The organism is Micromonospora lupini (assembly GCF_026342015.1).
In the GTDB taxonomy this organism is placed as follows: domain Bacteria; phylum Actinomycetota; class Actinomycetes; order Mycobacteriales; family Micromonosporaceae; genus Micromonospora; species Micromonospora lupini_B.
The window spans coordinates 1,913,068-1,935,497 of record NZ_JAPENL010000001.1 but is presented as its reverse complement, the minus strand read 5'-3'; the positions used below and the strand labels follow the sequence as shown (position 1 = coordinate 1,935,497).

At 72.0% G+C, this 22,430-nt stretch carries 22 protein-coding genes; 14 read left to right on the top strand and 8 right to left on the bottom strand.

Annotated elements, in window-relative coordinates:
* Positions 1-4: 4 nt before the first annotated feature.
* Positions 5-691, top strand: a complete 687-nt coding sequence (locus OOJ91_RS08500) for a hypothetical protein (RefSeq protein ID WP_266244088.1) — start codon at positions 5-7, stop codon at positions 689-691.
* Positions 692-758: 67 nt separating this feature from the next.
* On the opposite strand, the gene OOJ91_RS08495 is transcribed toward OOJ91_RS08500, so the two are convergent.
* Positions 759-1,256: a hypothetical protein gene (locus OOJ91_RS08495; RefSeq protein ID WP_266244087.1), complete on the bottom strand. Its 498-nt coding sequence runs from the start codon at positions 1,254-1,256 to the stop codon at positions 759-761.
* 200 nt (positions 1,257-1,456) lie between these two features.
* Between OOJ91_RS08495 and OOJ91_RS08490 the strand changes: the two genes are divergently transcribed.
* The 3 genes from OOJ91_RS08490 (at position 1,457) to OOJ91_RS08480 (ending at position 3,237) form a co-directional block, all read left to right on the top strand.
* Complete coding sequence (locus tag OOJ91_RS08490; RefSeq protein ID WP_266244086.1) at positions 1,457-1,639, top strand: hypothetical protein; 183 nt, start codon at positions 1,457-1,459, stop codon at positions 1,637-1,639.
* 336 nt (positions 1,640-1,975) lie between these two features.
* Positions 1,976-2,758 carry an AfsR/SARP family transcriptional regulator gene (locus tag OOJ91_RS08485; RefSeq protein ID WP_266244085.1) on the top strand — a complete coding sequence of 261 codons (783 nt, stop codon included), beginning with the start codon at positions 1,976-1,978 and terminating at the stop codon, positions 2,756-2,758.
* A gap of 26 nt (positions 2,759-2,784) precedes the next feature.
* Positions 2,785-3,237 carry a nuclear transport factor 2 family protein gene (locus OOJ91_RS08480; protein WP_266244084.1) on the top strand — a complete coding sequence of 151 codons (453 nt, stop codon included), beginning with the start codon at positions 2,785-2,787 and terminating at the stop codon, positions 3,235-3,237.
* Positions 3,238-3,389: 152 nt separating this feature from the next.
* Here OOJ91_RS08480 and OOJ91_RS08475 read toward each other — a convergent pair whose 3' ends face one another.
* Positions 3,390-4,097, bottom strand: a complete 708-nt coding sequence (locus OOJ91_RS08475; protein ID WP_266244083.1) for an SDR family NAD(P)-dependent oxidoreductase — start codon at positions 4,095-4,097, stop codon at positions 3,390-3,392.
* A 90-nt stretch (positions 4,098-4,187) separates the two neighbouring features.
* Positions 4,188-5,099 carry an MBL fold metallo-hydrolase gene (locus OOJ91_RS08470; RefSeq protein ID WP_266244082.1) on the bottom strand — a complete coding sequence of 304 codons (912 nt, stop codon included), beginning with the start codon at positions 5,097-5,099 and terminating at the stop codon, positions 4,188-4,190.
* A gap of 95 nt (positions 5,100-5,194) precedes the next feature.
* On the opposite strand from OOJ91_RS08470, the gene OOJ91_RS08465 reads away from it, so the two are divergent.
* From OOJ91_RS08465 to OOJ91_RS08440, 6 genes are all read left to right on the top strand, one after another.
* On the top strand, positions 5,195-6,031 hold the full coding sequence (locus OOJ91_RS08465) for an AfsR/SARP family transcriptional regulator (RefSeq protein WP_266244081.1): 837 nt from the start codon (positions 5,195-5,197) through the stop codon (positions 6,029-6,031).
* Positions 6,032-6,044: 13 nt separating this feature from the next.
* Positions 6,045-7,118 (top strand): phosphotransferase family protein, encoded by a 1,074-nt coding sequence (locus tag OOJ91_RS08460; protein WP_266244080.1) that lies wholly within the window; start codon positions 6,045-6,047, stop codon positions 7,116-7,118.
* Positions 7,119-7,184: 66 nt separating this feature from the next.
* Positions 7,185-8,237, top strand: coding sequence for an LLM class flavin-dependent oxidoreductase (locus tag OOJ91_RS08455; RefSeq protein WP_266244079.1), 1,053 nt, complete (start codon positions 7,185-7,187; stop codon positions 8,235-8,237).
* Between the two features lie 12 nt (positions 8,238-8,249).
* On the top strand, positions 8,250-9,152 hold the full coding sequence (locus OOJ91_RS08450; RefSeq protein ID WP_266244078.1) for an amino acid ABC transporter permease: 903 nt from the start codon (positions 8,250-8,252) through the stop codon (positions 9,150-9,152).
* The gene (locus OOJ91_RS08445; RefSeq protein WP_425561481.1) at positions 9,149-9,958 is read left to right on the top strand and encodes an amino acid ABC transporter ATP-binding protein; all 810 of its coding nucleotides are present in this window, start codon (positions 9,149-9,151) and stop codon (positions 9,956-9,958) included. The genes OOJ91_RS08450 and OOJ91_RS08445 overlap by 4 nt, the downstream gene beginning before the upstream one ends.
* 10 nt (positions 9,959-9,968) lie before the next feature.
* Positions 9,969-10,889 carry an ABC transporter substrate-binding protein gene (locus tag OOJ91_RS08440; protein WP_266244077.1) on the top strand — a complete coding sequence of 307 codons (921 nt, stop codon included), beginning with the start codon at positions 9,969-9,971 and terminating at the stop codon, positions 10,887-10,889.
* Positions 10,890-10,895: 6 nt separating this feature from the next.
* On the opposite strand, the gene OOJ91_RS08435 is transcribed toward OOJ91_RS08440, so the two are convergent.
* Positions 10,896-11,927 (bottom strand): ketoacyl-ACP synthase III family protein, encoded by a 1,032-nt coding sequence (locus OOJ91_RS08435; RefSeq protein ID WP_266244076.1) that lies wholly within the window; start codon positions 11,925-11,927, stop codon positions 10,896-10,898.
* Between the two features lie 243 nt (positions 11,928-12,170).
* Between OOJ91_RS08435 and OOJ91_RS08430 the strand changes: the two genes are divergently transcribed.
* Genes OOJ91_RS08430 through OOJ91_RS08415 form a run of 4 tightly spaced genes read left to right on the top strand, consistent with a single transcriptional unit; the run spans position 12,171 to position 15,978 of the window.
* Positions 12,171-13,190 carry an acyltransferase domain-containing protein gene (locus OOJ91_RS08430; RefSeq protein WP_266244075.1) on the top strand — a complete coding sequence of 340 codons (1,020 nt, stop codon included), beginning with the start codon at positions 12,171-12,173 and terminating at the stop codon, positions 13,188-13,190.
* 10 nt (positions 13,191-13,200) lie between these two features.
* Complete coding sequence (locus OOJ91_RS08425; RefSeq protein ID WP_266244074.1) at positions 13,201-14,469, top strand: beta-ketoacyl-[acyl-carrier-protein] synthase family protein; 1,269 nt, start codon at positions 13,201-13,203, stop codon at positions 14,467-14,469.
* Positions 14,466-15,677 carry a beta-ketoacyl synthase N-terminal-like domain-containing protein gene (locus OOJ91_RS08420; protein ID WP_266244073.1) on the top strand — a complete coding sequence of 404 codons (1,212 nt, stop codon included), beginning with the start codon at positions 14,466-14,468 and terminating at the stop codon, positions 15,675-15,677. The genes OOJ91_RS08425 and OOJ91_RS08420 overlap by 4 nt, the downstream gene beginning before the upstream one ends.
* Positions 15,678-15,714: 37 nt before the next feature.
* Positions 15,715-15,978 carry an acyl carrier protein gene (locus tag OOJ91_RS08415; RefSeq protein WP_266244072.1) on the top strand — a complete coding sequence of 88 codons (264 nt, stop codon included), beginning with the start codon at positions 15,715-15,717 and terminating at the stop codon, positions 15,976-15,978.
* A gap of 59 nt (positions 15,979-16,037) precedes the next feature.
* On the opposite strand, the gene OOJ91_RS08410 is transcribed toward OOJ91_RS08415, so the two are convergent.
* The 4 genes from OOJ91_RS08410 to OOJ91_RS08395 form a co-directional block, all read right to left on the bottom strand.
* Positions 16,038-16,991 (bottom strand): aromatase/cyclase, encoded by a 954-nt coding sequence (locus OOJ91_RS08410; RefSeq protein WP_266244071.1) that lies wholly within the window; start codon positions 16,989-16,991, stop codon positions 16,038-16,040.
* A gap of 82 nt (positions 16,992-17,073) precedes the next feature.
* A complete protein-coding gene (locus OOJ91_RS08405) occupies positions 17,074-18,246 on the bottom strand; it encodes an amidohydrolase family protein (protein ID WP_266244070.1) in 1,173 nt (390 codons plus the stop codon).
* A gap of 42 nt (positions 18,247-18,288) precedes the next feature.
* Positions 18,289-21,327 carry an AfsR/SARP family transcriptional regulator gene (locus OOJ91_RS08400; RefSeq protein WP_266244069.1) on the bottom strand — a complete coding sequence of 1,013 codons (3,039 nt, stop codon included), beginning with the start codon at positions 21,325-21,327 and terminating at the stop codon, positions 18,289-18,291.
* Positions 21,328-21,405: 78 nt separating this feature from the next.
* A complete protein-coding gene (locus OOJ91_RS08395) occupies positions 21,406-22,419 on the bottom strand; it encodes an LLM class flavin-dependent oxidoreductase (RefSeq protein ID WP_266244068.1) in 1,014 nt (337 codons plus the stop codon).
* Positions 22,420-22,430 lie beyond the last annotated feature (11 nt).

The following is a 22,430-nucleotide window of genomic DNA, read 5'->3' as shown; positions in this document are numbered from 1 at the left end:
CATCATGCGAAGGTTTCCCTTACTGGCGACCGCACTGGCGGTATGGGTGCTGGCCGGGCCTGCGGTAGCCCCGGCGCAGGCGGCGGCCCCGACGCCGAAGCCGTCCGCGTCGGCCTCGCCGGCCGGCCCACTGCTCAGCATCACCGTGGACGATGGCCGGACCGAGGCCGCCGCCGGCGACGAGCTGACATACCGGCTCACTGTCCGCAATCTCGGCACCGGCAAGGTGTCCGGCATCAAGGTCTCGCAGAGTCTGCCGACCGGGTTGACCCTCGTCTCCGCCGACCGCGGAGGCAAAGCCCGGGACGGCGCGGTCACCTGGGCCACCGATCTCAAGGTGGGTCAGGAATCCACCTTCACCACTGTGGCCCGGGTCGGTGACACGCCAAAGGATCTGCTGCGACTCGCCACGGTCGCCTGTGCCACCGCCAAGGGCGGAACGAAGCCACTCGTGTGCGCGACGCACTCCGATCTGCTTCCGGCGGGCGTCGTCGCCCCGGCCGTCGAGGATGCCGGCATCTCCTGGCTCTGGTCGGCAGGTGCGGCGGCGGCGCTGCTCATCATCGGCCTGGGCGTCTTCGTCCTGCTCCGCCGCAACCGTCGGCGCCGGGCCGCACCCGCGCACGCTTACCCGGCGTCCCGCCCGACCGAGAGCACCGACCGGATGGCCGGCGCAGTCACCCTGGATTGAGCGAGCCTCGGGTCCCGGCGGTCGCCGAGGTGCGGCTGCCGGGCCTGCGGCTGGCGTACGGTGCCGATCAGGCGACCGAGTGGGTGACCGTTCCGGTGTAGACGCCAACAACCGTGGATGGCGTCAACTCAACGGTCAGAGTGGGGTTCCAGCTGGCACTGTTCAGGCCGTCGCCGGTGGTCCTGCTGAACGCGGTCGACGGTGCGGCGAGTGACACCGCCTCGGCCGCGGTGGGCTGGCCCGGCACCAGAACGCCCGCTCCGTCGTTCTGGGTGGCCGGCCCAGACCAGTAGTCGATCATGCTGGCCGGGATCGTCTCTTCCGGCGTCGCGCCGCCTGTGGTGAAGTCACTTGCGGTCACGGTCGCCACCCAGGTCGCCGCGAGTTGCGCGCGATCGTCGATGACGGTGACCGTGCCGAGTTGACCGCTGATGCCCTCGTCGGGTGAGCCCTGGCCAAGATCGGCGCTCGCCGGCACGATGATGGAGAGTTCACCGCCGGCGACGACGACGGTGGCAGTGATGTCGCCGGTGCTGTCGGCCTGGGCGGGCGTGGGAAGTCCCACGAGACACGCCGCTCCCAGTGCCACGGTCAATTCGAATGACCTACGCATAGCCATCCCCGTCGTCACGCCCAGTTCGCTGTCTCTGCTCGCAACGAGCGTATCGGCCGCGCACCCTGTGCACTCGCGAAGCGGACATAATGGAGAACCGCCGACGGTCGTGCCGCCGGAGCGGGCGCCCCTGCCGACGATGTCCCACCTAGGTGCAGGCAGCGGACCGTAGGCATCGGGTCACCCCGCTCGGGACGGCAGCCCAGCCCCTGCTCGCACACCTGGCCGATGTCCGTCTGCACGTGTTCGGCCGATGCGGGCACGTGCCGGCGATCGAGCACCCGCACGAGTTCAGGCAACTGCTGTCGTGCTTCCTCGGCCCGGATCGGGCCTGAACGACGATCGGCCTCTGACCGCGCAGCGGGCATCGCGACCGGCTCTCCGCGACGTTCCCGTGCCGACGATCGTCGACGACCACCGTGGCCCGACCCCGCTCGTGGTGACGGTGTGCGCCGCGCGGCGCCCACCTGTCGGTCGCATGAATCGGCTCGCGGGTTCGCCAGCCTACTCAACCTACCGACTTCATAGGAATTCCAGGCCATCGCGCTTTCCCTGTTCTCGCCTGATCGTCGCAGGTCAACGGTGTTGCGGGTGATTGGCCGGTAAGGAGATCGAAAGCGTTCACCGGCATAGTTTCGTTCGTTGGCGTTACCGAGCGACGAAGGGACATCATGCGGTTCACGGTGCTGGGTCCGTTGGGAATGGAGCCGGGGCAACTGCCCAGCGCTCCGAAGCAGCGGCAACTGTTGGCCCTGCTGCTCCTGCACGCCGACACCGTCGTCACCGTCGACGACTGTGTGGACGAGTTGTGGGGTGAGCAGCCGCCCATGAGTGCACACTCGACATTACAGACGTACGTCATGAACCTCCGGAAAGTCCTGCGGTCCGCCAAGGGTGGCGACCGGATCAGCACCCGGGAGCGCGGGTACGCCCTGCGCGTGGAGCCCGGTGAGCTCGATCTGGAGGACTTTCACCGGATCGCGGCCACCGGCAGCGAGGCCTTCGCCGCCGGCCGGTACCCAGAAGCGGCCCGGCTGTTGCGGTCGGCGCTGGACATGTGGCGCGGACCAGCCCTGGTCGACGTTCAGGTGGGCTCGATCGTACGGGCCCGGTTGGAAGGGCTGCACGAAGTCCGTCTCGCCGTACACGAGGAGCGCGTGGAGGCCGATCTGCGTGTCGGACGGCACCGGGAACTGCTCAGTGAGCTGCGGGTCCTGGTGCGCCGCTATCCGACCCACGAGAACCTCCGCGCTCAGCTCGCGCTCGCGTTGTACCGCAGCGGCCGGATCACCGAGGCGCTGGCTGCCCTGCGGCAGTTCCGCAGCACGCTCGCCGAGCGGTTCGGGTTGGAGCCGTCCCGGCGGCTGCGGGGTCTGGAGCAGGCCATCCTACGAGCCGAGCCGGCCCTGGACCTGCCCGTCGACCGTGGCCCGAGCCACCTGCTCGTCAGCTGACCATCCACCGATCGAAGGAGAGCGCCATGACGACGACTCAGCCGACCGGCAGCACCGCGCACACCGTCGACGCGGGAACGTACGCCGAAATCCTGCAGTTCTACGCCCGCCATTTCCAGCTGTTGGACGAGGGCCGGGCCGAACAGTGGTCCCAGCAGTTCACCGAGGACGGCGAGTTCGGGCAGAACGTCAAACCCGAGCCGCGTCGGGGCCGTACCGCGATCGCCGCGTCGATGCGGCGCGGCATCGACCGCCTGGCCGAGTCGGGGCTCACCCGACGGCACTGGTACGGCAACGTGATCGCCGAGCCGGATGGTGACGACGCGGTGCGGACCCGCTACTACGCGACCGTCTTCGAGACGCCGCCCGGTGGTGGTGCGGCCCGGGTCTACCTGAGCACCACCGCCGAGGACCTGCTGCAACGACAGGACGGCGAGTGGTTCGTCCGCCGCCGGCACATCGTGCACGACGGAACCTAGGGCTTGTGCCACAGCCCCGGGCCGGCCCTGCTGCCGGCCCGGACGACGACCGGCGGCGTTGCGGTTTCGTCCAGATACAACACCGGTATCCGGACGAAACCGCGCCTTGCCGGATCGCCGCCTCGGTTCGACCGACGACTTTGCGGCAGGCCCTAGAAGTTCAGCCCGCCGTCGACGTTCAGGACATGACCGTTGACGTAGGAACTGTCCGGTGAGGCCAGGAAGAGGATCGCCCGGGCGACCTCGGCGCCGGTTCCGGGTCGCTCGGTGGCGAGCGAGCCGCGTAGCCGGTTCCACAGCCGGTCGTTGCCGAGGATCGCTCGTCCCATGCCCTCGTCGACCACCCCGGGCGCGACAGCGTTGACGGTGATGCCATCGACGGCCAGCTCCGCGGCGAGCACACGGGTCAGGGTCTCCAGGGCGGCCTTGGAGACGCCGTAGGCCCCGCCACCGGCGATCGGCCGACGCCCCAGCAGCGAGGACACCGTGACGATCCGCCCGTCGCCGGCGGCCCGCAGCAGCGGGACGGCGGCCCGTACGCAGTTCAGCACGCCGGTCAGATTGGTGGCCAGCACCTCGTCCCACTGCTCCGGGGGCAGCGTCGCGAGGGGCCCCGGGTGGTTGATGCCGGCGTTCGCGACCAGGATGTCCAGTCCGCCGTGACGCTCCTGCACGGCGGAGAAGAGCGCATCGACCGAGGTCCGGTCGGTGACGTCGACCGGGAACTGGCCGACGGCGTCCGACGCGCCACGTGCCGCCGACACCACTGTGGCGCCGGCGTCGGCGAGCACTCGGGCGACGACCTGCCCCAGACCGGCGGTGCCGCCGGTCACGACCGCGACCTTGCCTTTGAGGACCATGAGAACTCCTTCGTTGTCCGCGTCCGGACCACGGGTCCGGCCGTACTGGAGCCGGCCTTGAGCGCCGGCCGGGACGCTTCCCGCGTGCCGTCAAACCGATGTGCTGAGCGGGCCGCCGTGGAGCTGGACCATCTCGTCGGTGACCGGCCGGGACGGCAGATACACGCCCGCCGGCTCACCGCGTTCCTCGGCGTACGCCCGATGCAGGTTGGCCACCAACCGTTCCGGTTCCGGCAGGCCGCGGAAGGGGTTGTCGGCCGCCCGACGGGCGGCCTCCAGCGGGGGGATCCCCGCACCGACGCCGTGGGCCGCCTCGCGGCGCAGCCACCGCAGGTACGCCTCGGTGGCGTCGAGCACCTCCGGCCCCGCGACCTCGCCGTGCCCGGACACCACCACCTGGGGGCGCAGGGCGCGCAGCGAAGCCAGCGCGCGCAGCGATCCGGCGACCGAACCCATGAGTACGAACGGCGTACGCCCGGAGAATGCCACGTCACCGGCGAACAGCACGCGCGGCTGCGGCAGCCACACCACCACGTCGTTTGTCGTGTGGGCCGGCCCGACGTGCATCAGCTCGACACGTGTGCCGCCGGGATCCAGAGTCAGCCGGTCCCGCAGCGTACGGGTCGGCAGCCTCAGGTCGATGCCGGAGAAGTCGGCCTGCGGCCACAGGTCGCGCATCGCCAGCCCCGTCCGGGCCATCTCGGAACGGGCGGTCTCGTGAGCCACGATCTCGGCCTCGCGGGGAAAGACGCAGTTGCCGAAGACGTGGTCGCCGTGGTGATGGGTGTTCACCACGATGTGCGGGCGGCCCGGCGCCAGCCGGTGCACGCACGCCAGCAGCGCCTGCGCTCGGGCCCGGGTCGCGGCGGTGTCCACCACCACGACCCGCTCGGTGCCGACGATGATGCCGGCGTTGCCGACGCACCAGCCGCCCGGCGGCTGGATGTAGGCGAACACCGCGGGGGCCAACGGCAGGAGCCGGCCGAACGGTGTGGTGGTCATGTCTCCTCCGGTGCTGCGACGTGGGTCCGGACCCCAGTGGGCCCGAACGCGCTCGGCTCCGGCTGGAGGCGGCGTCTCGATCGGAAGGTGTGCTGATGTACCTCGACGTGCTCGGTGGACTGCGAATCGGCCCGGCCGGCGGTGATGCGGGCCCGACCGCGCCCAAGCAGCGGCAGCTACTCGGTCTGCTCGCGTTACGGGCGGGCGCGACAGTGCCGGTGACGACCTGCGTGCGGGAGTTGTGGGACGACCACCCGCCACGCAGCGCCGCCACCACGCTGCAGACGTACGTCATGCATCTGCGCCGGGTGCTGGCCCAGGCGGAGGCGCCGGCGCGGCTGCTCACCGGTGAGCGCGGCTATCTGCTGCGGATCGACCCGGAGCAGACCGATCTGGGTGTGGTCCGCGAGTGGGCTCGCCGAGGCGACCAGCACGCCGCGGCCGGGAGACCGGCGCACGCCGCACACGACTGGCAGCAGGCGCTGACGCTGTGGCGGGGCCCGGTCCTCGCCGACGTACGGGTCGGTCCGGTGGCCGAGGAGATCATCGGGCACCTCGACCAGTGGCGGCTGCTGCTGATCGACAGGTACCTGGAAGCGGAGCTGCGTTGTGGCCGGCACCGGCAGGTGGTGGCCGCGGCGACGACTCTCGCCGGTCGGCATCCGCTGCGCGAGCCGATTCACGCCAGCCTGATGACCGCGCTCTACCGCAGTGGGCGGCAGGCTGACGCCGTCCTGGTCTACCAGCGGCTCTGCGCCGCGCTGGGGCGTGAACTCGGGGTCGAGCCCTCGGCGGCGGTGCAGCGGTTGCACCGTGCCGTGCGATCCGGTGCGGCCTGGCTCGAGTCGCCCGCCGACCCGACCACGGAGCCGCCGGTCCCCACGTTCCGCCGCCCCACTCTCGTGCCCGCGCCGTCGTCCGGCGTGTCCTGATCGGAGGCTCCCCGTGCCCGTACCCGTCCAGCGCGACCCCGACCTGACCCGGGCCCGGTTGGCCGGCTGGCTCCGCGACAAGCGTGGCGTCAGCGACGTCGCCGTAGGTCCGTTGACCGTCCCGAGGACCGCCGGATTCTCCGCCGAGATCCTGCTCTGCGACGCCAGGTGGGTGGAGGACGGACGCCAACGAGTCGCGCCGCTCGCCGTCCGGGTTGCGCCGGTCGGGCACCGGATCTTCCCCGATCTGCGCTGGCCGGAACAGGTCGGCGTGCAGATGGCGCTGGCCCGGACCGACGTCCCGGTCGCGCCGGTGCTCGGGTTCGAGCCCGATCCGGGCGTACTCGGGGCGCCGTTCGTGGTGATGAGCCGGATCACCGGTGAGGTCCCGGCGGACCTGCCGTCGTACCACCGGGAGGGCTGGCTGGCCTCGGCCTCGCCGCAGCGGCAGCGGGCGGCGTGGTTCGCCGCCCTGTCCGCGATGGGGCGGTTGCACCGGCTCGACCCGGCGGACCTGGGGGCGACCCCCGCGCCCTCCGGCGACCTGGCGTTCTACGCCGGGCAGCTGGAGTACTTCGGCGCCGCGGGCAACGACGCCGCCCGGACCGCGCTGGCCTGGCTGCAGGCCCACCAGCCACCGGCGCCGCAGACACCCAGCCCGCTGTGGGGAGACGCCCGGCTCGGCAACATCGTGTTCGCCGGTGACCGCCCGGCCGCCCTGCTGGACTGGGAGATGACCGACGTCGGTCGCCCGGAGAGCGACCTGGCCTGGTTCCTGCACATGGACCGGTTCCTCAGCGACGGCATCGGCGCTCCCCGGCTGCCCGGCCTGCCGGCCCGCGCCGAGACCGAGGAGTTCTACGCCCGGCTCCTCGGCCGGCCGCTGGCCCATCTCGCCTACTACGAGGTCCACGCCGCCTTCCGGTTCTGTGTCATCACCGCCCGGGTCGTGCGGCTGCTCGAGGAGACCGGCGTCCTGCCACCGGGATCGGACTTTCCGCTGCACCGCAACGCGACAGCGCTGTTGCGCCGCCGGCTCGCCGAGAGCGGTCTCGATCTCTCCAGTACGGGTGTAGCAGGCCTCTAGGGAACCCCGCAATGGTCGGCACCGTACGGGGCCAGCAGCGGTCCGCCCGAATCCGAGGGAGCTGGAATGAAGTTCGGCATCAACCTCTTCCCGACCGTCGGTCCGCAGGACAAGCCCGCCGCCCAGTACTTCGAGGAGAGCCTGCGCCTGGCGGAACTGGCCGACGAACTGGGCTTCCACCACGTCAAGACGGTCGAGCACTACTTCTCCCCGTACGGTGGGTACAGCCCCGACCCGGTCACGTTCCTGGCGGCCGCGGCAGCCAGGACCAGGCGGATTCGTCTGGTCACCGGTGCGGTGCTGCCCGCGTTCACCCATCCGGTGAAACTCGCCGGGAAGCTGGCGATGCTCGACGGCATCTCCGGTGGCCGGCTCGACGTCGGGTTCGGTCGGGCGTTCCTGCCGGACGAGTTCCAGGCCTTCGGCGTACCGCTGGATGAGAGTCGGGCCCGTTTCGACGAGGGTGTGGACGCGTGCAAGCTGCTCTGGTCCACCGAGCAGGCGGTGTGGGACGGCCGGTTCTACCGGTTCGGTCCGGTCACCCTGTTGCCGCGGCCGGTCCAGCAGCCGCATCCGCGGATCCTGGTGGCCACGGCCAAGTCGGCGGAGTCGGCCGAGGCAGCCGGCCGCAACGGGTACGGCGTCATGCTCGTTCCCTCGATCAACTCCCGGGAGCAGGTGCAGGACGTCCTCGCGCTGTACCGCAAGGCCGCCGCGGCCGGTGGCTTCACGCCGACCGACGAGGACGTGCACATGAGCTACAACGCGTTCCTGGCCGACGACGCCGACGAGGCACAGCGGCTCGGCCGCCAGTACGCCGATCAGTCGCACGGAGCGCTCGCCGCTGCCGTCTCGTCCTGGGCGCACACCCGAAGCAGCGACTATCCCGGCTACGAGAAGATCGTCGAGCGGGTCGGCAAGGGCAACTTCGACAGGCAGGTGGCTGACCGCAAGGCTCTGGTCGGCTCGCCCGAGCAGGTCGTCGCCGCGGTGGAGACCATCCGCGACTGGTTCGGTGAGGTGACCCTGAGCCTGCAGGTGGTCTCCGGCAACGTCCCGTACGAGCGGGCCGCCAGATCGCTGCGCCTGTTCGCCGAGCACGTGCTGCCCAGGTTCTGACGGAAACGCGCCGTGTCCACCCCGACGGCCGTCCTGGCCGACAGTTACGCCGACGCCCGGCCCGCGCGACGTCCCCTGCGCTGGGTCGCGGGCGTGGCCGGGTTGGTGCTGCTCCTGCTCGCGCTGGTGAGCATGGCGGGCAACCCGGCCTTCGAGTGGGATGTGGTGGGGCAGTACCTCACCGCCGACGTCGTCCTTGACGGCCTGCGGGTCACCCTGTTGTTGACCGCCATCGCCCTGATCGGGGGGTTCGCCCTCGGAACGGTGCTGGCTGTCATGCGGCTGTCCGGGAGCCGCCTGCTGCAGGCGATCAGCTGGGGTTACACGTGGCTGTTCCGGTCCGTCCCGATCCTGGTCCAGCTGCTGTTCTGGTACAACATCTCGCTTGTCTACCCACGGCTGACGGTGGGGGTGCCCTTCGGCCCGACGATCCTGGACCTGCCCACCCGCGGCCTGATCAACGGGTTCGCGGCGGCGGTCATCGGCCTGACCCTGCACGAGGCCGCACACGCCGCCGAGATCGTCCGGGCCGGGCTGCTGTCGGTCGAGAGGTCGCAGACCGAAGCGGCTCAGGCCCTCGGCCTCTCCCGTCCGCGCACCCTGTGGCGCATCGTGCTGCCGCAGGCGATGCGGGCCATCGTTCCGCCGGCCGCCAACCAGGCCGCGGCGCTGCTGAAGGGAACCTCGGTGGTCAGCGTCATCGCCGGACAGGACCTGCTCTTCTCCGTCCAGCTCATCTACAACCGTAACTACCTCGTGATTCCGCTGCTGCTCGTGGCGACCCTCTGGTACCTGTTCTTCACCACCCTGCTCAGCGTGGTCCAGTACCTCCTGGAGCGGTTCTTCGGGCGGGGCAGCGGTCGGGCCGGCCCGGCGGGACCACGCCTGTCGCTCCTCGCCGGGGAGGACCGGTGAGCACCGCCGCCGAGGAACTGGCAGTGGCGACCGGTGAACCGCGCACCATGGTTCGGCTCATCCAGATCAGCAAGGCGTTCGGCGACGTGGCCGTTCTCGACCGCGTGGACCTGACCGTTCCGGCCGGCACTGTCACCTGTGTGGTCGGACCGTCCGGCTCGGGCAAGAGCACCCTGCTGCGCTGCGTCAACCGCCTCGAACGGCCCGACTCCGGCGCCGTCCTGATCGACGGGCAGCCGGTCGGGCTGATCCGGCGCGGCAACCGGGTGATCGAGGCCCCACCGCGTCTGCTCGCCCGGCACCGGACAGCCGTGGGGATGGTGTTCCAGGCGCTGAACCTCTTTCCGCATCTGACGGTCCTGGAGAACATCGTCGAAGCTCCGGTCGCGGTGCAGGGGGCGAGCCGCGCCGATGCCCGGGCCCGGGCCCGGGAACTCCTGCAACGAGTCGGTCTGGCCCACAAGGAGCGGTCGTATCCCCGCGAGTTGTCCGGCGGCGAACAACAACGCGTCGCGATCGCCAGGGCACTCGCTCTGCGTCCGAAGGTGATGCTCTTCGACGAGCCGACAAGCGCGCTCGACCCGGAACTGGTCGGCGAGGTGCTGTCGGTCGTACGCGACCTCGCCGCCGGCGGCATGACGATGCTCATCGTCACCCACGAGCTGCGCTTCGCCGCCGAGGTCGCCGACGAGATCGTCTTCATCGACCGCGGCCGGATCGTCGAACAGGGACCGCCCGCCACGATGCTCGGCAGTCCGCGGGAGGAGCGGACCGCCCGATTCTTCGCCACCATCCAGCAACGTTGAAGGAGACACCGTGCCCCATAGCCGTATTCGCCGGGCGGCCGTCGGCGCCGTCGGGCTGCTTCTGCTGTCGGGATGCCTGCACGCGGCACCGGCCAGCAGCATCCAGGAAGCACCGAAGAACCTCGGCGCCGAGGACGTCGTCTCCGCCGTCCAGGCCGACCCGGCTCTGAAGGAGCTGCTTCCGGCGGAGATCCGCCAGTCCGGGGTGCTTACCGTGGGCTCGGCCGTCGGAACCCCGCCGATCGCCTTCCACCCGCAGGACGGCGGGCCACCGCGCGGCATCGACATCGACGTCGCCGACGCGGTAGCCAGGAAACTCGGCCTGACCGTCAAGCGTGACCAGGTCAGTGGCGCATCGCTGCTGACCGGGCTCACCGCCGGCCGCTTCGCCGTCGGCACGGCCAACTTCTCCGTCACCGAGGAGCGCAAGAAGGTCCTCGACTTCACCACGTACCTGACCGACGGGACGGGCATCCTGGTCCGCGACGACAGCTCCCTCACCGAGGTCAAGGATCTGGCGCAGCTCTGTGGATCCTCGATCGGCACCGGTGTGGGCAGCACCTTCGAGAACGACCTACGCCGGCAGCAGGACAAGTGCGCCCAGGCCGGTAAGCAGCCCTACCGGGTCAGCACCTACAGCGACGCGGCCGCGCACTTCCTGGCACTGCGCGAGGGGCACGTCGACGTGCTGGTCAGCTCCGCGAGCGTGCTGCGGTACGCCGCCGCCCAACAGCCGGGCCTGCGCCTCGCCGGCCAACTCGACCGCCGCGACGTCGGACTCGCCACGAACAGGGGCGCCGGCCTGGCGGAACCGTTGCGCGCCGCGATCGATGCACTCGTCGCCGAGGGCACCTACCAGAAGATCCTGGCCAAGTGGCACCTGGAGGAGGCCGGGATCCAGCACTCGGCGGTCAACCCGTCGGCGGCCTGACGAACCTCACACCGCCCAGTCCGGGACCTCGTCGATCCGCAACACCGCGCAGGTCCACGAGTACCCTGCCCCCACCCCGGCGAGCAGCACATGTTCGCCGGGGTGGACCTGCCGGGACTCCACCAGGTGCGCCAGACCGCTGAACTGGTCACCCGCACCGAGGTGGCCCACGGTCCGGGCCCAGGACCAGGTGGTCTTCTCCGGCCGCAGTCCCCACGGCCGCAGGTACGACGAGGTCAACCTGCGCAACCCGAAGTGCGGCAACACGAACCGGTCCACGTCCGCGAACTCCAACCCCGCCTGCGCGAGGGCCCGGCTCAGCGCCTCCGCCTGCCCGGCCACCACACGACTGATGCTGTACGACACCCCGGTCCGCGCGACGAACGCCTTCTTGACCACGTCCAGGTCCACCGGCTGTCGCTGGGCCAGCGGCACGGCGCCGAACGGATCGTCGCCGCGGTGCAGCCCCTCCAACTCCGGCTCGGAGACAGTGGCCAGGCTCAACAGCCGGGCGAAGCCGCCGTCCCGGGACAGCAGCAGGGCGGTGCCCGCGTCGCCGTAGACCGTGCCGGGGTCACTGTTCCAGCGGTCGAAACCGGGTGCGGTGAACCGGTCTCCGGTGGTGAGCAGCGCCGCGGTCCGGTCCGGCGCCGCGCTCAGATACGCCACCGCCAGGTCGAGCGCGCCGAGGCCGCCGTTCGACAGTTGCCGCACCTCCAGAGCCGGACAGCGGTTACCGACGGCCATCCGCTGCACGTACGACGCCGGCGCCCAGATGTCGTGCCCCTGGTGGTAGACGCAGGCGTGCAGCAGCAACGCCACCTCGTGCGCGGTGTGCCCGGAGCGCTTCAACGCCAGCTCGGCGGCCCGGACCGCCATGTCCGGAGCGGACTCGTCGGCCGACACGGCGACCGAGTCCACCCCGGTCTGCGCGGCCAGTCGCCCCGCGCAACTGCCGGCGCTTACCGCGTCGGCCGTCAGTACCCGGCCCGGGATGTGCGCGGCCACACCGGCCACGTGGATTCCACCGATGCGCATCTGCTCGCCGCCCTCATGCTCACGTGCCGTGGAGCCGCCGGCCCGATGCTCGTGACATCGGACCGGCGGCGGTCGCCCGCCCGGGGCGGGGCAGGCTTCGAAACGGGCGCTCCCGCGGGTTGGCCGCGAGGTCGCGTCGTGGTGTCGCCACCGTCGCGTGTCGCGCTCGGCGCGGGGTCGAGAAACCGTCGAGCGGCGTACGCCTGGAGCCGGCCTCAAGCGGCCGGTGCGACGTTGCCGAACATGTCTGAGCAGAGAAGAGCCGTACGGGTGGCGCTCCTGTTTCCCGGTCAGGGCGCGCAGCGACCTGGCATGGCCACCGGCCTGTACCGCGGCGACAGCGATTTCCGCCGCCACGTGGACGAGGTGTTCGCCCTGTGGGGGCCCGAGGGCGCCGCTATCCGGGCGGACTGGCTCGCCGCCGATCCGGTCGTACCGCCCGACGACCTCCGCCGCTCCCAGCCGTTGCTGTTCGCGGTCGGCTGGGGGCTCGGCCGGAGCGTTCTCGACCGTGGCGTGGTGCCGACGGCTCTGCTCGGGCACAGCGTCGGCGAGGTCGTGGCGGCGACCCTCGCCGGTGTGCTGAGCCTGCCGGACGCCGTCCGCGTACTCCGGGACCGGATCACCCATCTCGCCGAGGCGCCGCGCGGTGGCATGCTCGCGGTGGCCGCGACCCCCGAGCAGGTGCAGCCCTACCTCGATGGAGCAGTGGTGCTCGCCGCGGTCAACGGTCCACGGCAGGTGCTGCTCGCCGGCCCCGACGAGCCCCTCACACGAGCCGCGCAGCTCTTGCGGGAAGCCGGCGTCACCTGCCAGTCGGCCCGTTCCACTGTGGCGTTCCACAGTCCTGCCATCGCCGCGGAGGCCGCCCGCGCCGAACCGCTGCTGCGCACGTTGCCGTTGCGGCCTCCGCGACTGCCCCTGTACTCCTGTTACACGGGCGCCCGGATGACCTCGGCGGTGGCTACCGACCCGCAGTACTGGGCCCGACAGCCGGTCGCGCCGGTCTGGTTCGCCGCCGCGCTCGACGCGGTCTGCGCCACCGAGCCGGCCGTGCTCCTCGAGGCCGGCGCACCACACGGGCTCACCGCGCTCGCCCGACGTCATCCAGCGGTACGACGAGGCGGGTCCACGGCCCTGGCCGCGCTGCCCGTCCGAGCCGGGAGCCGCGAGGACGACCTGGGCGCCTTCGCCGCGGCCCTGGCCGCCGTTGCCACACCCGCTTCCAGGACGCCTCGACCGGCACTTGAGCCCCGGGTGTGACCGTCGCACCATGAGTCGTCGTGTGGTCGTCACCGGGCTCGGAGCCGTCGCTCCGGGTGGTACCAACCTCAAGCAGTACTGGGACCTGCTCAGCTCGGGCCGCACCGCGACCCGGCCCATCACCGCATTCGACCCGTCGCCGTACCGGTCGAGGATCGCCGCCGAGTGCGACTTCGATCCGGTCGAGGCCGGGCTCAGCCCGCAGGAGGCGCGGCGGATGGATCGGGCCACCCAGTTCGCGGTGGCCGCGGCCCGTGAAGCCGTCGCGGGCAGTGGCCTCGACCTGCCCGGCAAGGACGGTGAACGGCTGGCCGTGTCGCTGGGCTGCGCGGTCGGCTGCACCACGAGCATGGAGCGGGAGTACGTCGTGCTGAGCGACGGCGGCCGGTCCTGGCGGGTCGACCCGGAGTACGCGGTGCCGCACCTGTACGACTGGTTCGTGCCCAGCTCGGCCGCCGCCGAAGTGGCCCACACCGTTGGCGCGCAGGGGCCGGTGGCGCTGATCTCCGACGGCTGCACCTCCGGACTGGACGCCGTCGGGCACGGCGCCGAACTGATCCGGGAGGGCAGCGCCGACGTGGTCGTCGCCGGCGGCACCGACGCGCCGATCTCACCGATCACGCTCGCCTGCTTCGACGCCATCAAGGCGACCAGTCCGCGCAACGACGACGCGGCCCACGCGTCGCGCCCCTTCGACGCCACCCGCAACGGGCTGGTCCTCGGCGAGGGCGGGGCCGTGCTCGTCCTGGAGGAGCTGGAACACGCGAGGCGCCGTGGCGCACACGTGTACGCGGAGGTCGCCGGGTTCGGTAGTCGCAGCAACGCCTACCACATGACCGGGCTCCGGCCCGACGGCGTGGAGATGGCCGAGGCGGTCCGGGTGGCCCTGGACGAGGCACGCATCGCGCCGGACGGCGTCGATTACGTCAACGCGCACGGATCCAGCACCAAACAGAACGACCGCCACGAGACGGCGGCGTTCAAACGCAGCCTCGGCGACCATGCCTACCGGGTGCCGGTGAGCTCGATCAAATCCATGATCGGGCATTCCCTCGGTGCGATCGGCGCGCTGGAGCTGGTCGCCTGCGCGCTGGCCATGGAGTACGGCGTGGTCCCGCCGACCGCGAACCTGCACGTCGCCGACCCCGAGTGTGACCTGGACTACGTTCCGCTGACCGCCCGGGAACAGCGGATCGACACCGTGTTGAGCGTCGGCAGCGGCTTCGGTGGCTTCCAGAGCGCCGTCGTGCTGGCCCGCCCGGATCGGAGGACGGCATGAGCGCCGCCGTCGTGACCGGTCTCGGAGTGGCCGCGGCCAACGGGCTGGGCGCCGAGGCGTACTGGCAGGCGACCCTGGAGGGGCGGCCCGGCATCCGAGAGATCAGCCGCTTCGACTCGAGCGGATACCCGGTGCGCCTGGCCGGTGAGGTGTCCGACTTCGCCGCGGAGGAGCACCTGCCGGGGCGGCTGCTGCCGCAGACCGACCGGATGACCAGGCTCAGTCTCTACGCCGCAGAGCAGGCCCTGACCGACGCGGGGGTGCCGGCCGCCGATGGACTTCGCTACGACGTCGGCGTCGCCACGGCCTCCTCGATGGGTGGCTTCGAGTTCGGCCAGCGGGAGTTGGAGAACCTCTGGAGCAAGGGCGGTAGCCACGTCAGCGCCTACCAGTCGTTCGCCTGGTTCTACGCTGTCAATTCGGGGCAGATCTCGATCCGTCACAACCTGCGGGGACCCGGTGCGGCGCTGGTCACCGACCACGCGGGCGGTCTCGACGCGGTGGGGCACGCGCGCCGGCAGATCCGACGCGGCACCCCGGCGATACTCACCGGCGGGGTGGACGGCGCCCTCTGCCCGCTCGGGATCGCCGGCTTGGTGAGTACGGGCGGGTACACCACGCGAACCGACCCGGACGGGGCGTACCGGCCGTTCGCCGCCGACGCGGACGGCGCCGTGCCGGGGGAGGGCGGCGCCCACCTGCTGCTGGAGGACCGGGACGCAGCGCGTGCCCGGGGCGCGAAGGTGTACGGCGAACTGGCCGGGTACGCCGCGACGTTCGACCCCGCCGGCGCCCCGGAGACCGGCCTGCAAAGGGCGATCACCGGCGCCCTGCGTGACGCGCAGGTGGCACCGGCCGACGTCGGTCTCGTCTTCGCCGACGGCACGGCCGACCGGGCCGCCGACCGGGCCGAGGCCGCCGCGCTGGCCGCGGTCTTCGGGCCCCGGGCGGTGCCCGTCACCGCGCCCAAGAGCATGGTCGGACGGCTGCAGGCGGGCGCTGCCGCACTGGATCTGGCCACCGCCCTGCTGGCCCTGCGCGATGGCGTCGCCCCGCATACCGCGGGGGTGGACGCGCCCGCACCGGACTGCCCGATCGACCTGGTGACCGGCTCGCCCCGGTCGCTGCCGCTGAGTTGCGTGCTGGTGCTGGCCCGGGGCAGGGGCGGTTTCAACGCCGCCGCCGTGCTCCGCCGGTCGCAGCAGTGACGTCCGAGCGACCCGACAACCGAAGGGACCACCTGCCATGACCACTCGCGAACTGCTCAGCCTCGACGACCTGCGGCGCATCCTGCGCGAGGCGGCCGGCGACGACGACACCGTCGACATCGACGGGGACATCCTCGACACCCCGTTCGTCGAGCTCGGCTTCGACTCACTGGCCATCCTGGAGACCGTCTCGCGGGTGTCCCGCGAGTTCGCGGTGGCACTGCCGGACGAGGTGGTCGAGCGCTGCGACACGCCCCGGGCGTTCCTGGAGGACGTCAACCGTACGTTGACCGGGGTGTGATCGTACGGCGATGCGCGGCGGACCGTCCGGTCGCCGCGCATCGCCGTGTCCGCCGTCGGTCAGTCGCTGACCGGCTGCAGGTGCAGGCGGGCCTGCTCCAGGGTGCGGACGCTGTTGGTACTGAGGTTGTGCTGGACCAGCTCGCGGGCTCCGGCGAGGGTGGCTCCCGGTCCGAGCAGCTCCTCGATGCGCTCGGGGCGCAGCACCACTGTGTGGTGCGAGGTGACGGTCACCCCGTCGCCCTCCGGGCGCAGCGTCCAGACACCGGTGTGCGCCGCCAGCAGCGGCGGCAGCGTGGTCTGCTTGTAGACGATCCGCTCGGCGGGGAACCCGACCCGGATCGACCTGGTCGTGTGCACCGCACCGTCCGGGGCGACGGTGTCCATCTCCAGGGTCTGGACGTTCGGCTCGTCCTCGGTGAGTCCGACGCGGGCGACGTGCGGCAGCCGTTCGACCCACCGGTCGGCGCGGTACAGGAAGTCGTACACGTCGGCCGCCGGGGCCGGGACGCTTACGGAATCCTCGAACGAGAGCAGCGTGCCGTTCCTGGCGGAACGCGCCGCTGCGCCCAGCGCGCCCAGCTCCGCCGTGCTGTTGGCGTCGACGGCGCGCTCCACCCAGGCGGCCGCGTCGGGCTCGTCGTCGACGACAGTGAAGTCGTGCAGGAGCAGCACCCGGGTGCGGCCGCCGTCGAGCGCTTCGAGTTGCCACTCGCCGCCCATCGACGCGACCGGAGCCGCCGACACCTCCTGCCGGAAGACGACACGACCGTCGGCCGGGATCAGGGTGCGTCGCGAGGTCCACGACCGGACGAGGCCGTTCGCGATGGCCCACAACCGGAGCCGCTCGGTCTGCTGCGGTCCGTCGGCGTGACGTTCGAGGAGGTCGACGTGGACCGTCGGCCCGAACGTGTACGGCCACCTGGTGACGTCCGCGATGATCGGGTACACGGCGTCGACGGGTGCGTCGACGTCGATGCTGTGCCGGGTGATGTGGACTTCGGGTTCGGGCACGGCGGTCCTCCTACCGGTCGGATGGGGTACGACCCGAGCGTCCCGGGTGCCGATCGGCGTCCGGTGGAGCGCCGTTGGAGAGCTACCGCACCCGGAGCCCGGCGCGAAACACCGCGGCGACGTGCCGCAGCGCCCCCGGGTCGATGGCCGGATCGCCGTGGACCGCGAGCAGGTCGCCCTGGTACCCGGGGGCTATCCGGCCGACCTGATCGGCGATCCCGCAGACCTGGGCGGCACCGGAGGTGACGGCTCGCAGTGCTTCCGTCGGCGAGAACCCGAGATCAGCCATCGCCTGGACCGCGTAGGCGAGTGATCCGTGCGGTTTACCGGGCCCGCAGCCGGCGTCGCTGGCGCAGGCGACGGGTACCCCCGAGGTGGCGATCCGCCACAGCGCGTCGTGCACGGCCTTCCGGCGGGGGTCGGCCCCGTCCGGGCCGGTGTGGTCCGCAGGCTGCGGGACCGAGCCCAGGGTGAGGGTGACCCGGGTTCCCGCGGCAGCCATCCGGCTCAGCAGCGCCGGATCCACGTTGGTGCCGTCGGCGGTGACGAACGTGCAGTGCTCGACGCCGTCGAATCCGGCCGCGACCGCGTCAGCGATACCGTCCGCGGCATGACAGTGCCCGGTGACCGGCAGACCGTGCCGCTTCGCCTCCTGCACGACTGCGGACAGCTCGGCCGACCCGAACTGCACTTCGTGGGGGTGGGACCCCGCAGTCAGCCGGCCGCCGGTGACGACCACCTTCACCACGTCGACGCCCCGCGCCGCCCGGTCCCGGACCGCCGCGCGGATCGCCTCGACGCCCTCGACCTCACCGCCGAGAAACCAGCAGTGGCCGCCGATCGAGGTGATCGGCGGCCCGGCCAGCAGCAATCGCGGACCGAGACGGACGTCGGCGGCGGTTTCGGCGCGTACCCGCAGGCCCAGGTAGCCGCGGTCGCCGAGGTCACGGGCGGTGGTGACGCCGGCGTCGAGGGTGGCGGCCGAGGCCGAGCGCATCCGGTCCAGCACGACGTCGTCGTCGGCGGTGACGAGGCCGGCCACGGTGTCCGCCGTGGCGTCGAACGCGAGATGGACGTGGGCGTCGATGAGGCCCGGCAGCAGCGTGGCGGAACCCAGGTCGACCACCTCGTGCCCGGACGGCGGTGGCCCGTCGAGCACCGCTCGGATCACACCGTCGTCAACGAGCACGGTCGGCCGTTCGGCCTGGATCACGCGCTCGCCGTCGAAGAGCCGCCGTGCTCGGATCGCTACCATCGTTCACCCTTCGGCTGCCCGTCCGCGTCGCCGGGCAGCGTCTCAGCGCCTGCTCGGAGCCGGCTGGAGTGTGGTGAGCAACTCCCGGACCTGGGACAGCAGTCGAGGTGACCCGGCGGCCCGGGCGGCGACGGCCGCCTGCCGGGCCATCACCGGGATCTGCTGGTCGCGACCGTGCCCGTGGGCCAGCAGCGCGAGGCCGGTCAGCGCCTCGCACCGGGCGCCCGGATGACCGATCCGCTCGGCCTCGCGCAGTGCGCGCCGGTACTCCACCTCCGCGCGCCCGGTCAGGCCCTCGTCCCGATACAGACCGGCGAGCAGATTGCGGGCGTTGACCAGCACGGCGAGGTAACCGCCGGGTTCGGCGAAGGCGATGGCGCGGGCCACGTGTGCGTGGGCGCGGTCCGATCGGCCCTCGGCGCGGCGTAACCGGGCCAGCCCGTAGGAGGCGAGCGCGACCGAGTGCGCCGAGCGGGCCCACCGGCCGAGCCGCAGGGCCGCCCGTAACCGCCGAACCGCCTCGCGGTGCGCGCCGAGCTCACCGCAGACGCCGCCGAGCCGGGCCAGGATCTCCGCTTGGGCGGAGTAGTCCCCAGCCCGTTCGCCGATCCGCGCCGCGGCGCTTAATTGACGGTACGCAAGGCGCAGTTCCCCGCGCGCGTGGTGGGCCATCCCGAGGTACAGCAGGCAGCGTGCCTGGGCGTGCCGCAGCCCCAGCTGTCGGCACTGTCGCAGGCCACGGTGGAGCAGGCCGATGGCGTCGTCGAACCGTTTGGTCGGCTGTTGCAGGCGGTGCATGGCCAGAGCGGTCACGGCGACGACCTCCAACTCGGCCGGACCCCGTCGGCGCAGCTGGTCGCAGGCCTCCCGCAGATGGATCTCGGCGGGCCCCAGGTCGTTGAGCCCCTGCAATGCCAGTCCGAGGTTGAGCCGGGCGATGGCGGCGTACGTGGGCTCGCGGAGCGGGTCGGTGGCCGCGACAGCGGCCTCGGCGGCGATCCGCCAGTCGGTGTGGTGCCGGTCGGCGCCGCAGGGCCCGCGCAGCGCGTCGGTCAGGCCCACGGCGAGCGGGGTCAGCCCGGCGGAGGCGGCCTGCACCGCGACCGCAACGAGGTTGCGCCGTTCCCGTTGCAGCCAGGCCCGCGCCGCCCGGTGGCTGCCGAAGGTCGCCTGCCCGGTGCCGGCGCCGACCCGGACCACATCCGGATGACACAGCCGCACCGCAGCGTCGGCGACGTTCAGCAACGACGTTCCCAGCCGGACGAGCGCGGCCCGCCGATCCGCCGCGGGATCCTCGTCGAGACCGCGCTCGGCGGCGAACCGGGCCACCAGGCTGTGCAGGCGGATGACCCCGTCGGGCCCGAGTTCGGCGAGCCGGGCGCGGGCCAGGTCCGCCACGGTCGCGGCTGCGCTGGACTGTGACATCCTGGTCAGCTCGGCGACCGTCTCGACGCGGTGCGCGAACCCGGGTACGAGTTCGAGGAACCGGAAGAGCCGCCGGACGGCCGGGGGCAGTGCGGAGTAGGCGAGTTCGAAGGCCGTCCGGACCGCTGCCCGCCGGCTGCCGGGCAGGCTGAGCGTGCCGAGCGGGTCCGCGCCGAGCAGTTCGGCGAACTCGCCGATGTCGCGGGCCGGATGGGTGACCAGATGGGCGCCGGCGATCCGGAGTGCCAGTGGCAGCCGGTCACACCGTTCGACGAGCGCCTCCAGCGCGGCGGGCGTACGGCTGACCCGGGCCTGGCCGACCATGTCGGTCACCAGTGTCGCGGCTTCCGTGGGGGAGAGGACGTCGAGGGTGACCACGTGGGCGACGTCGCAGTCCAGTGCCGGTGGATCGCCGCGCCGTACGGCCAGGACGGCGCATCCGGCGGGAAGGGGAAGCAGCCCGTGTGGTGGGTCACCGTCCGGGGCGTCGTCGATCGTCACCAGCAGTCGCCGTCCGGCGAGCCGGCGGCGGAGCAGGGACACCGCGGCAGTGGTGCTTGTCGGCGGTTGTTCCACTCCGGAGGTGGTCAGCATCTCCGCGATGATGTCGGGCCAGGTTCGTCCGTCGCCGGCGCACACGTACCACTGGCCGTCGGGAAACCGGGTCCGAAGGCGGTGGGCCACCCGCACGGCGAGCGCGGACTTGCCGACCCCCGGCACCCCGGTGAGGCAGACCACAGGTGTGTCGCCCGACCCCAGGGTCGTAAACAGTTCGTGGGAGACGTCCGCCCGCCCGACGAAGTCGGCGATGTCCGGTGGCAGTTGGCATTGTGCCCGCCATCCGCCAAGGCCGGCCATCGGGATCACCGTGTTGCCGCGAGTCTGGCCTGTTTCGGCGATCAGCCGGCGGTAGCGGCGCCGCAGCTCGGTGTCCGGTGTGGCGTCCAGTTCGTCACGCAGCCTTCTGCGTGCCTGGTGGTACGCGGCGATCGCCGCAGCCCGGTCGCCGGTCTCGGCGAGGGCGTCCATGAGGTGGCCCCACAGGCGTCCTCGCTCAGGATGAGCGAGGGTCGCGGCGCGTAGTTCGTCGATGACCTGCGCGTGCCGGCCCGTGGCCAACGCCAACTCGAACCGGCGCTCCATCCAGCGCAGCCGATCATCGACCAGGGCGGTGACCACCTCCCGCTGGATGCGGGCCGACGGCACCAGCGCGAGCGGGTCGCCGCGCCACTCGGCCAGGGCCTGCTGCAACCAGGCCAGCTCGACGTCGACCGACCCGGCGCGTCGGGCGGAGCGCGCCTGCGCGATCGCGTCCCGGTAGCGGTCCAGGTCCAGCGATCCGGGCGGCACCACGATCCGGTACGCGCCGGGGCGGGTCTCGATCAGATCCGGTCTCTCGGGGTGGACGGTGGCGAACCGGGCCCGCAGGCGGGTGAGGTGCACCTGAAGGGCGCTGCGAGGGTCCTTCGGTGCTCGGTCGTCCCACAGGGCGTTCGCCAGTTCCGAGGCGGTGACCCAGGTGCCGGCGCGCAGCAGCAGGCTTGCCAGGATGATGCGCTGCTTCGGTGCGGTCACCGGCGCGGAGCGGCCGGCGACAACCACCGTCAGCGGCCCGAGGACGCGGTACTCCTCCGTCGGGGTGGCTGGCACGCTCACACGGTCCTCCCTCGCGAATAACCCCTTCCATCATTGTTCGTCGATGTTGCGAACGGGGATCGCGAAGGTTGACAGGTGTCATGCGCGTTGCAGGGCCGGGGCCGTACGCGGTCGTAGGCCCAGAGCGTCGGCCAGCAGCGCGTACGAGCGCACGCGGTCGCTGTGTCCGTGGATGGTGGACAACACCACGAACTCGTCCACGCCCACCGCGGTGGCCATCGCGGTGAGCTGCTCGGCGACGTCGGTGGGGGAGCCGACCGCGTATCGCGGCCACTCCTCCGGCCCGCCGGTCGCCGCCGCGGGCCGGGAGTGGAGTTCCGTGAGCGCGGTCTCCGGCGCCGGCACCGGACGCAGGTCGCCCTGCGTCATGCGTTGCCGGAACAGTCGCTGGCTGGCGAAGACGTGCTCGGCTTCGGCGCGGGTCGGCGCGCAGTACACCCCGATGCCCACCATCACCCGGGGGCTGCCGCCGCCGCGTGTGTCGAAACTGGCCCGGTACGCCCGTACCGCTTCGGTGACGACCTCGGGACGGCCGAAGTGCGCGAACGAGTATGGCAGGCCGAGCCGCCCGGCGAGCACGGCACTCGACGTGCTCGCGCCCAGCAGCCAGACCTGCGGCACGCCGTCCACAGTCGGCATGATGCCGCCCTGGTCGCCTGGCCCGCCGAGGAATGCCCGGACGGCGCTGACCTGCTCGGCGAAGGACTGGTCGGAGTGATCGCCGAGGGAGGGGTTGAGCAGCCGGGCGTCCCGGGACGAGGCTCCGGCGCCCCGGCCGATGCCCAGATCGATCCGGCCCGGGGCCAGGGCCTGCAGCACCCGGAACGTCTCGGCCACCTTGAACGGGCTGTAGTACGGCAGCAGCACGCCCCCGCTGCCGATCCGCAGGCCGGTGGTCTCCGCGGTGAGCCGCGCGATCATGATCTCGGGGGCCGGGCTCGCGAACGACGCCGTGGCGTGGTGTTCGGCGAGCCAGTAGCGGTGGTAGCCGAGCGCGTCGGCCGTCCGGGCCAGATCGAGCGTGTTGGTAAGCGCCTGAGTCGGTGTGGACCCCTCCGGGATCATCGACTGGTCCAGGATCGACAACTGCACGGGGTGACTCC

Bases quoted from the DNA above. Each gene is read 5' to 3' on its own strand.
- OOJ91_RS08485 (WP_266244085.1), top strand. From the start codon at position 1,976: ATGCGGTTCACGGTGCTGGGTCCGTTGGGAATGGAGCCGGGGCAACTG.
- OOJ91_RS08455 (WP_266244079.1), top strand. From the start codon at position 7,185: ATGAAGTTCGGCATCAACCTCTTCCCGACCGTCGGTCCGCAGGACAAG.
- OOJ91_RS08430 (WP_266244075.1), top strand. From the start codon at position 12,171: ATGTCTGAGCAGAGAAGAGCCGTACGGGTGGCGCTCCTGTTTCCCGGT.
- OOJ91_RS08500 (WP_266244088.1), top strand. From the start codon at position 5: ATGCGAAGGTTTCCCTTACTGGCGACCGCACTGGCGGTATGGGTGCTG.
- OOJ91_RS08470 (WP_266244082.1), bottom strand. From the start codon at position 5,099: ATGACCACCACACCGTTCGGCCGGCTCCTGCCGTTGGCCCCCGCGGTG.
- OOJ91_RS08425 (WP_266244074.1), top strand. From the start codon at position 13,201: ATGAGTCGTCGTGTGGTCGTCACCGGGCTCGGAGCCGTCGCTCCGGGT.
- OOJ91_RS08475 (WP_266244083.1), bottom strand. From the start codon at position 4,097: ATGGTCCTCAAAGGCAAGGTCGCGGTCGTGACCGGCGGCACCGCCGGT.
- OOJ91_RS08405 (WP_266244070.1), bottom strand. From the start codon at position 18,246: ATGGTAGCGATCCGAGCACGGCGGCTCTTCGACGGCGAGCGCGTGATC.
- OOJ91_RS08420 (WP_266244073.1), top strand. From the start codon at position 14,466: ATGAGCGCCGCCGTCGTGACCGGTCTCGGAGTGGCCGCGGCCAACGGG.
- OOJ91_RS08480 (WP_266244084.1), top strand. From the start codon at position 2,785: ATGACGACGACTCAGCCGACCGGCAGCACCGCGCACACCGTCGACGCG.
- OOJ91_RS08415 (WP_266244072.1), top strand. From the start codon at position 15,715: ATGACCACTCGCGAACTGCTCAGCCTCGACGACCTGCGGCGCATCCTG.
- OOJ91_RS08435 (WP_266244076.1), bottom strand. From the start codon at position 11,927: ATGCGCATCGGTGGAATCCACGTGGCCGGTGTGGCCGCGCACATCCCG.
- OOJ91_RS08465 (WP_266244081.1), top strand. From the start codon at position 5,195: ATGTACCTCGACGTGCTCGGTGGACTGCGAATCGGCCCGGCCGGCGGT.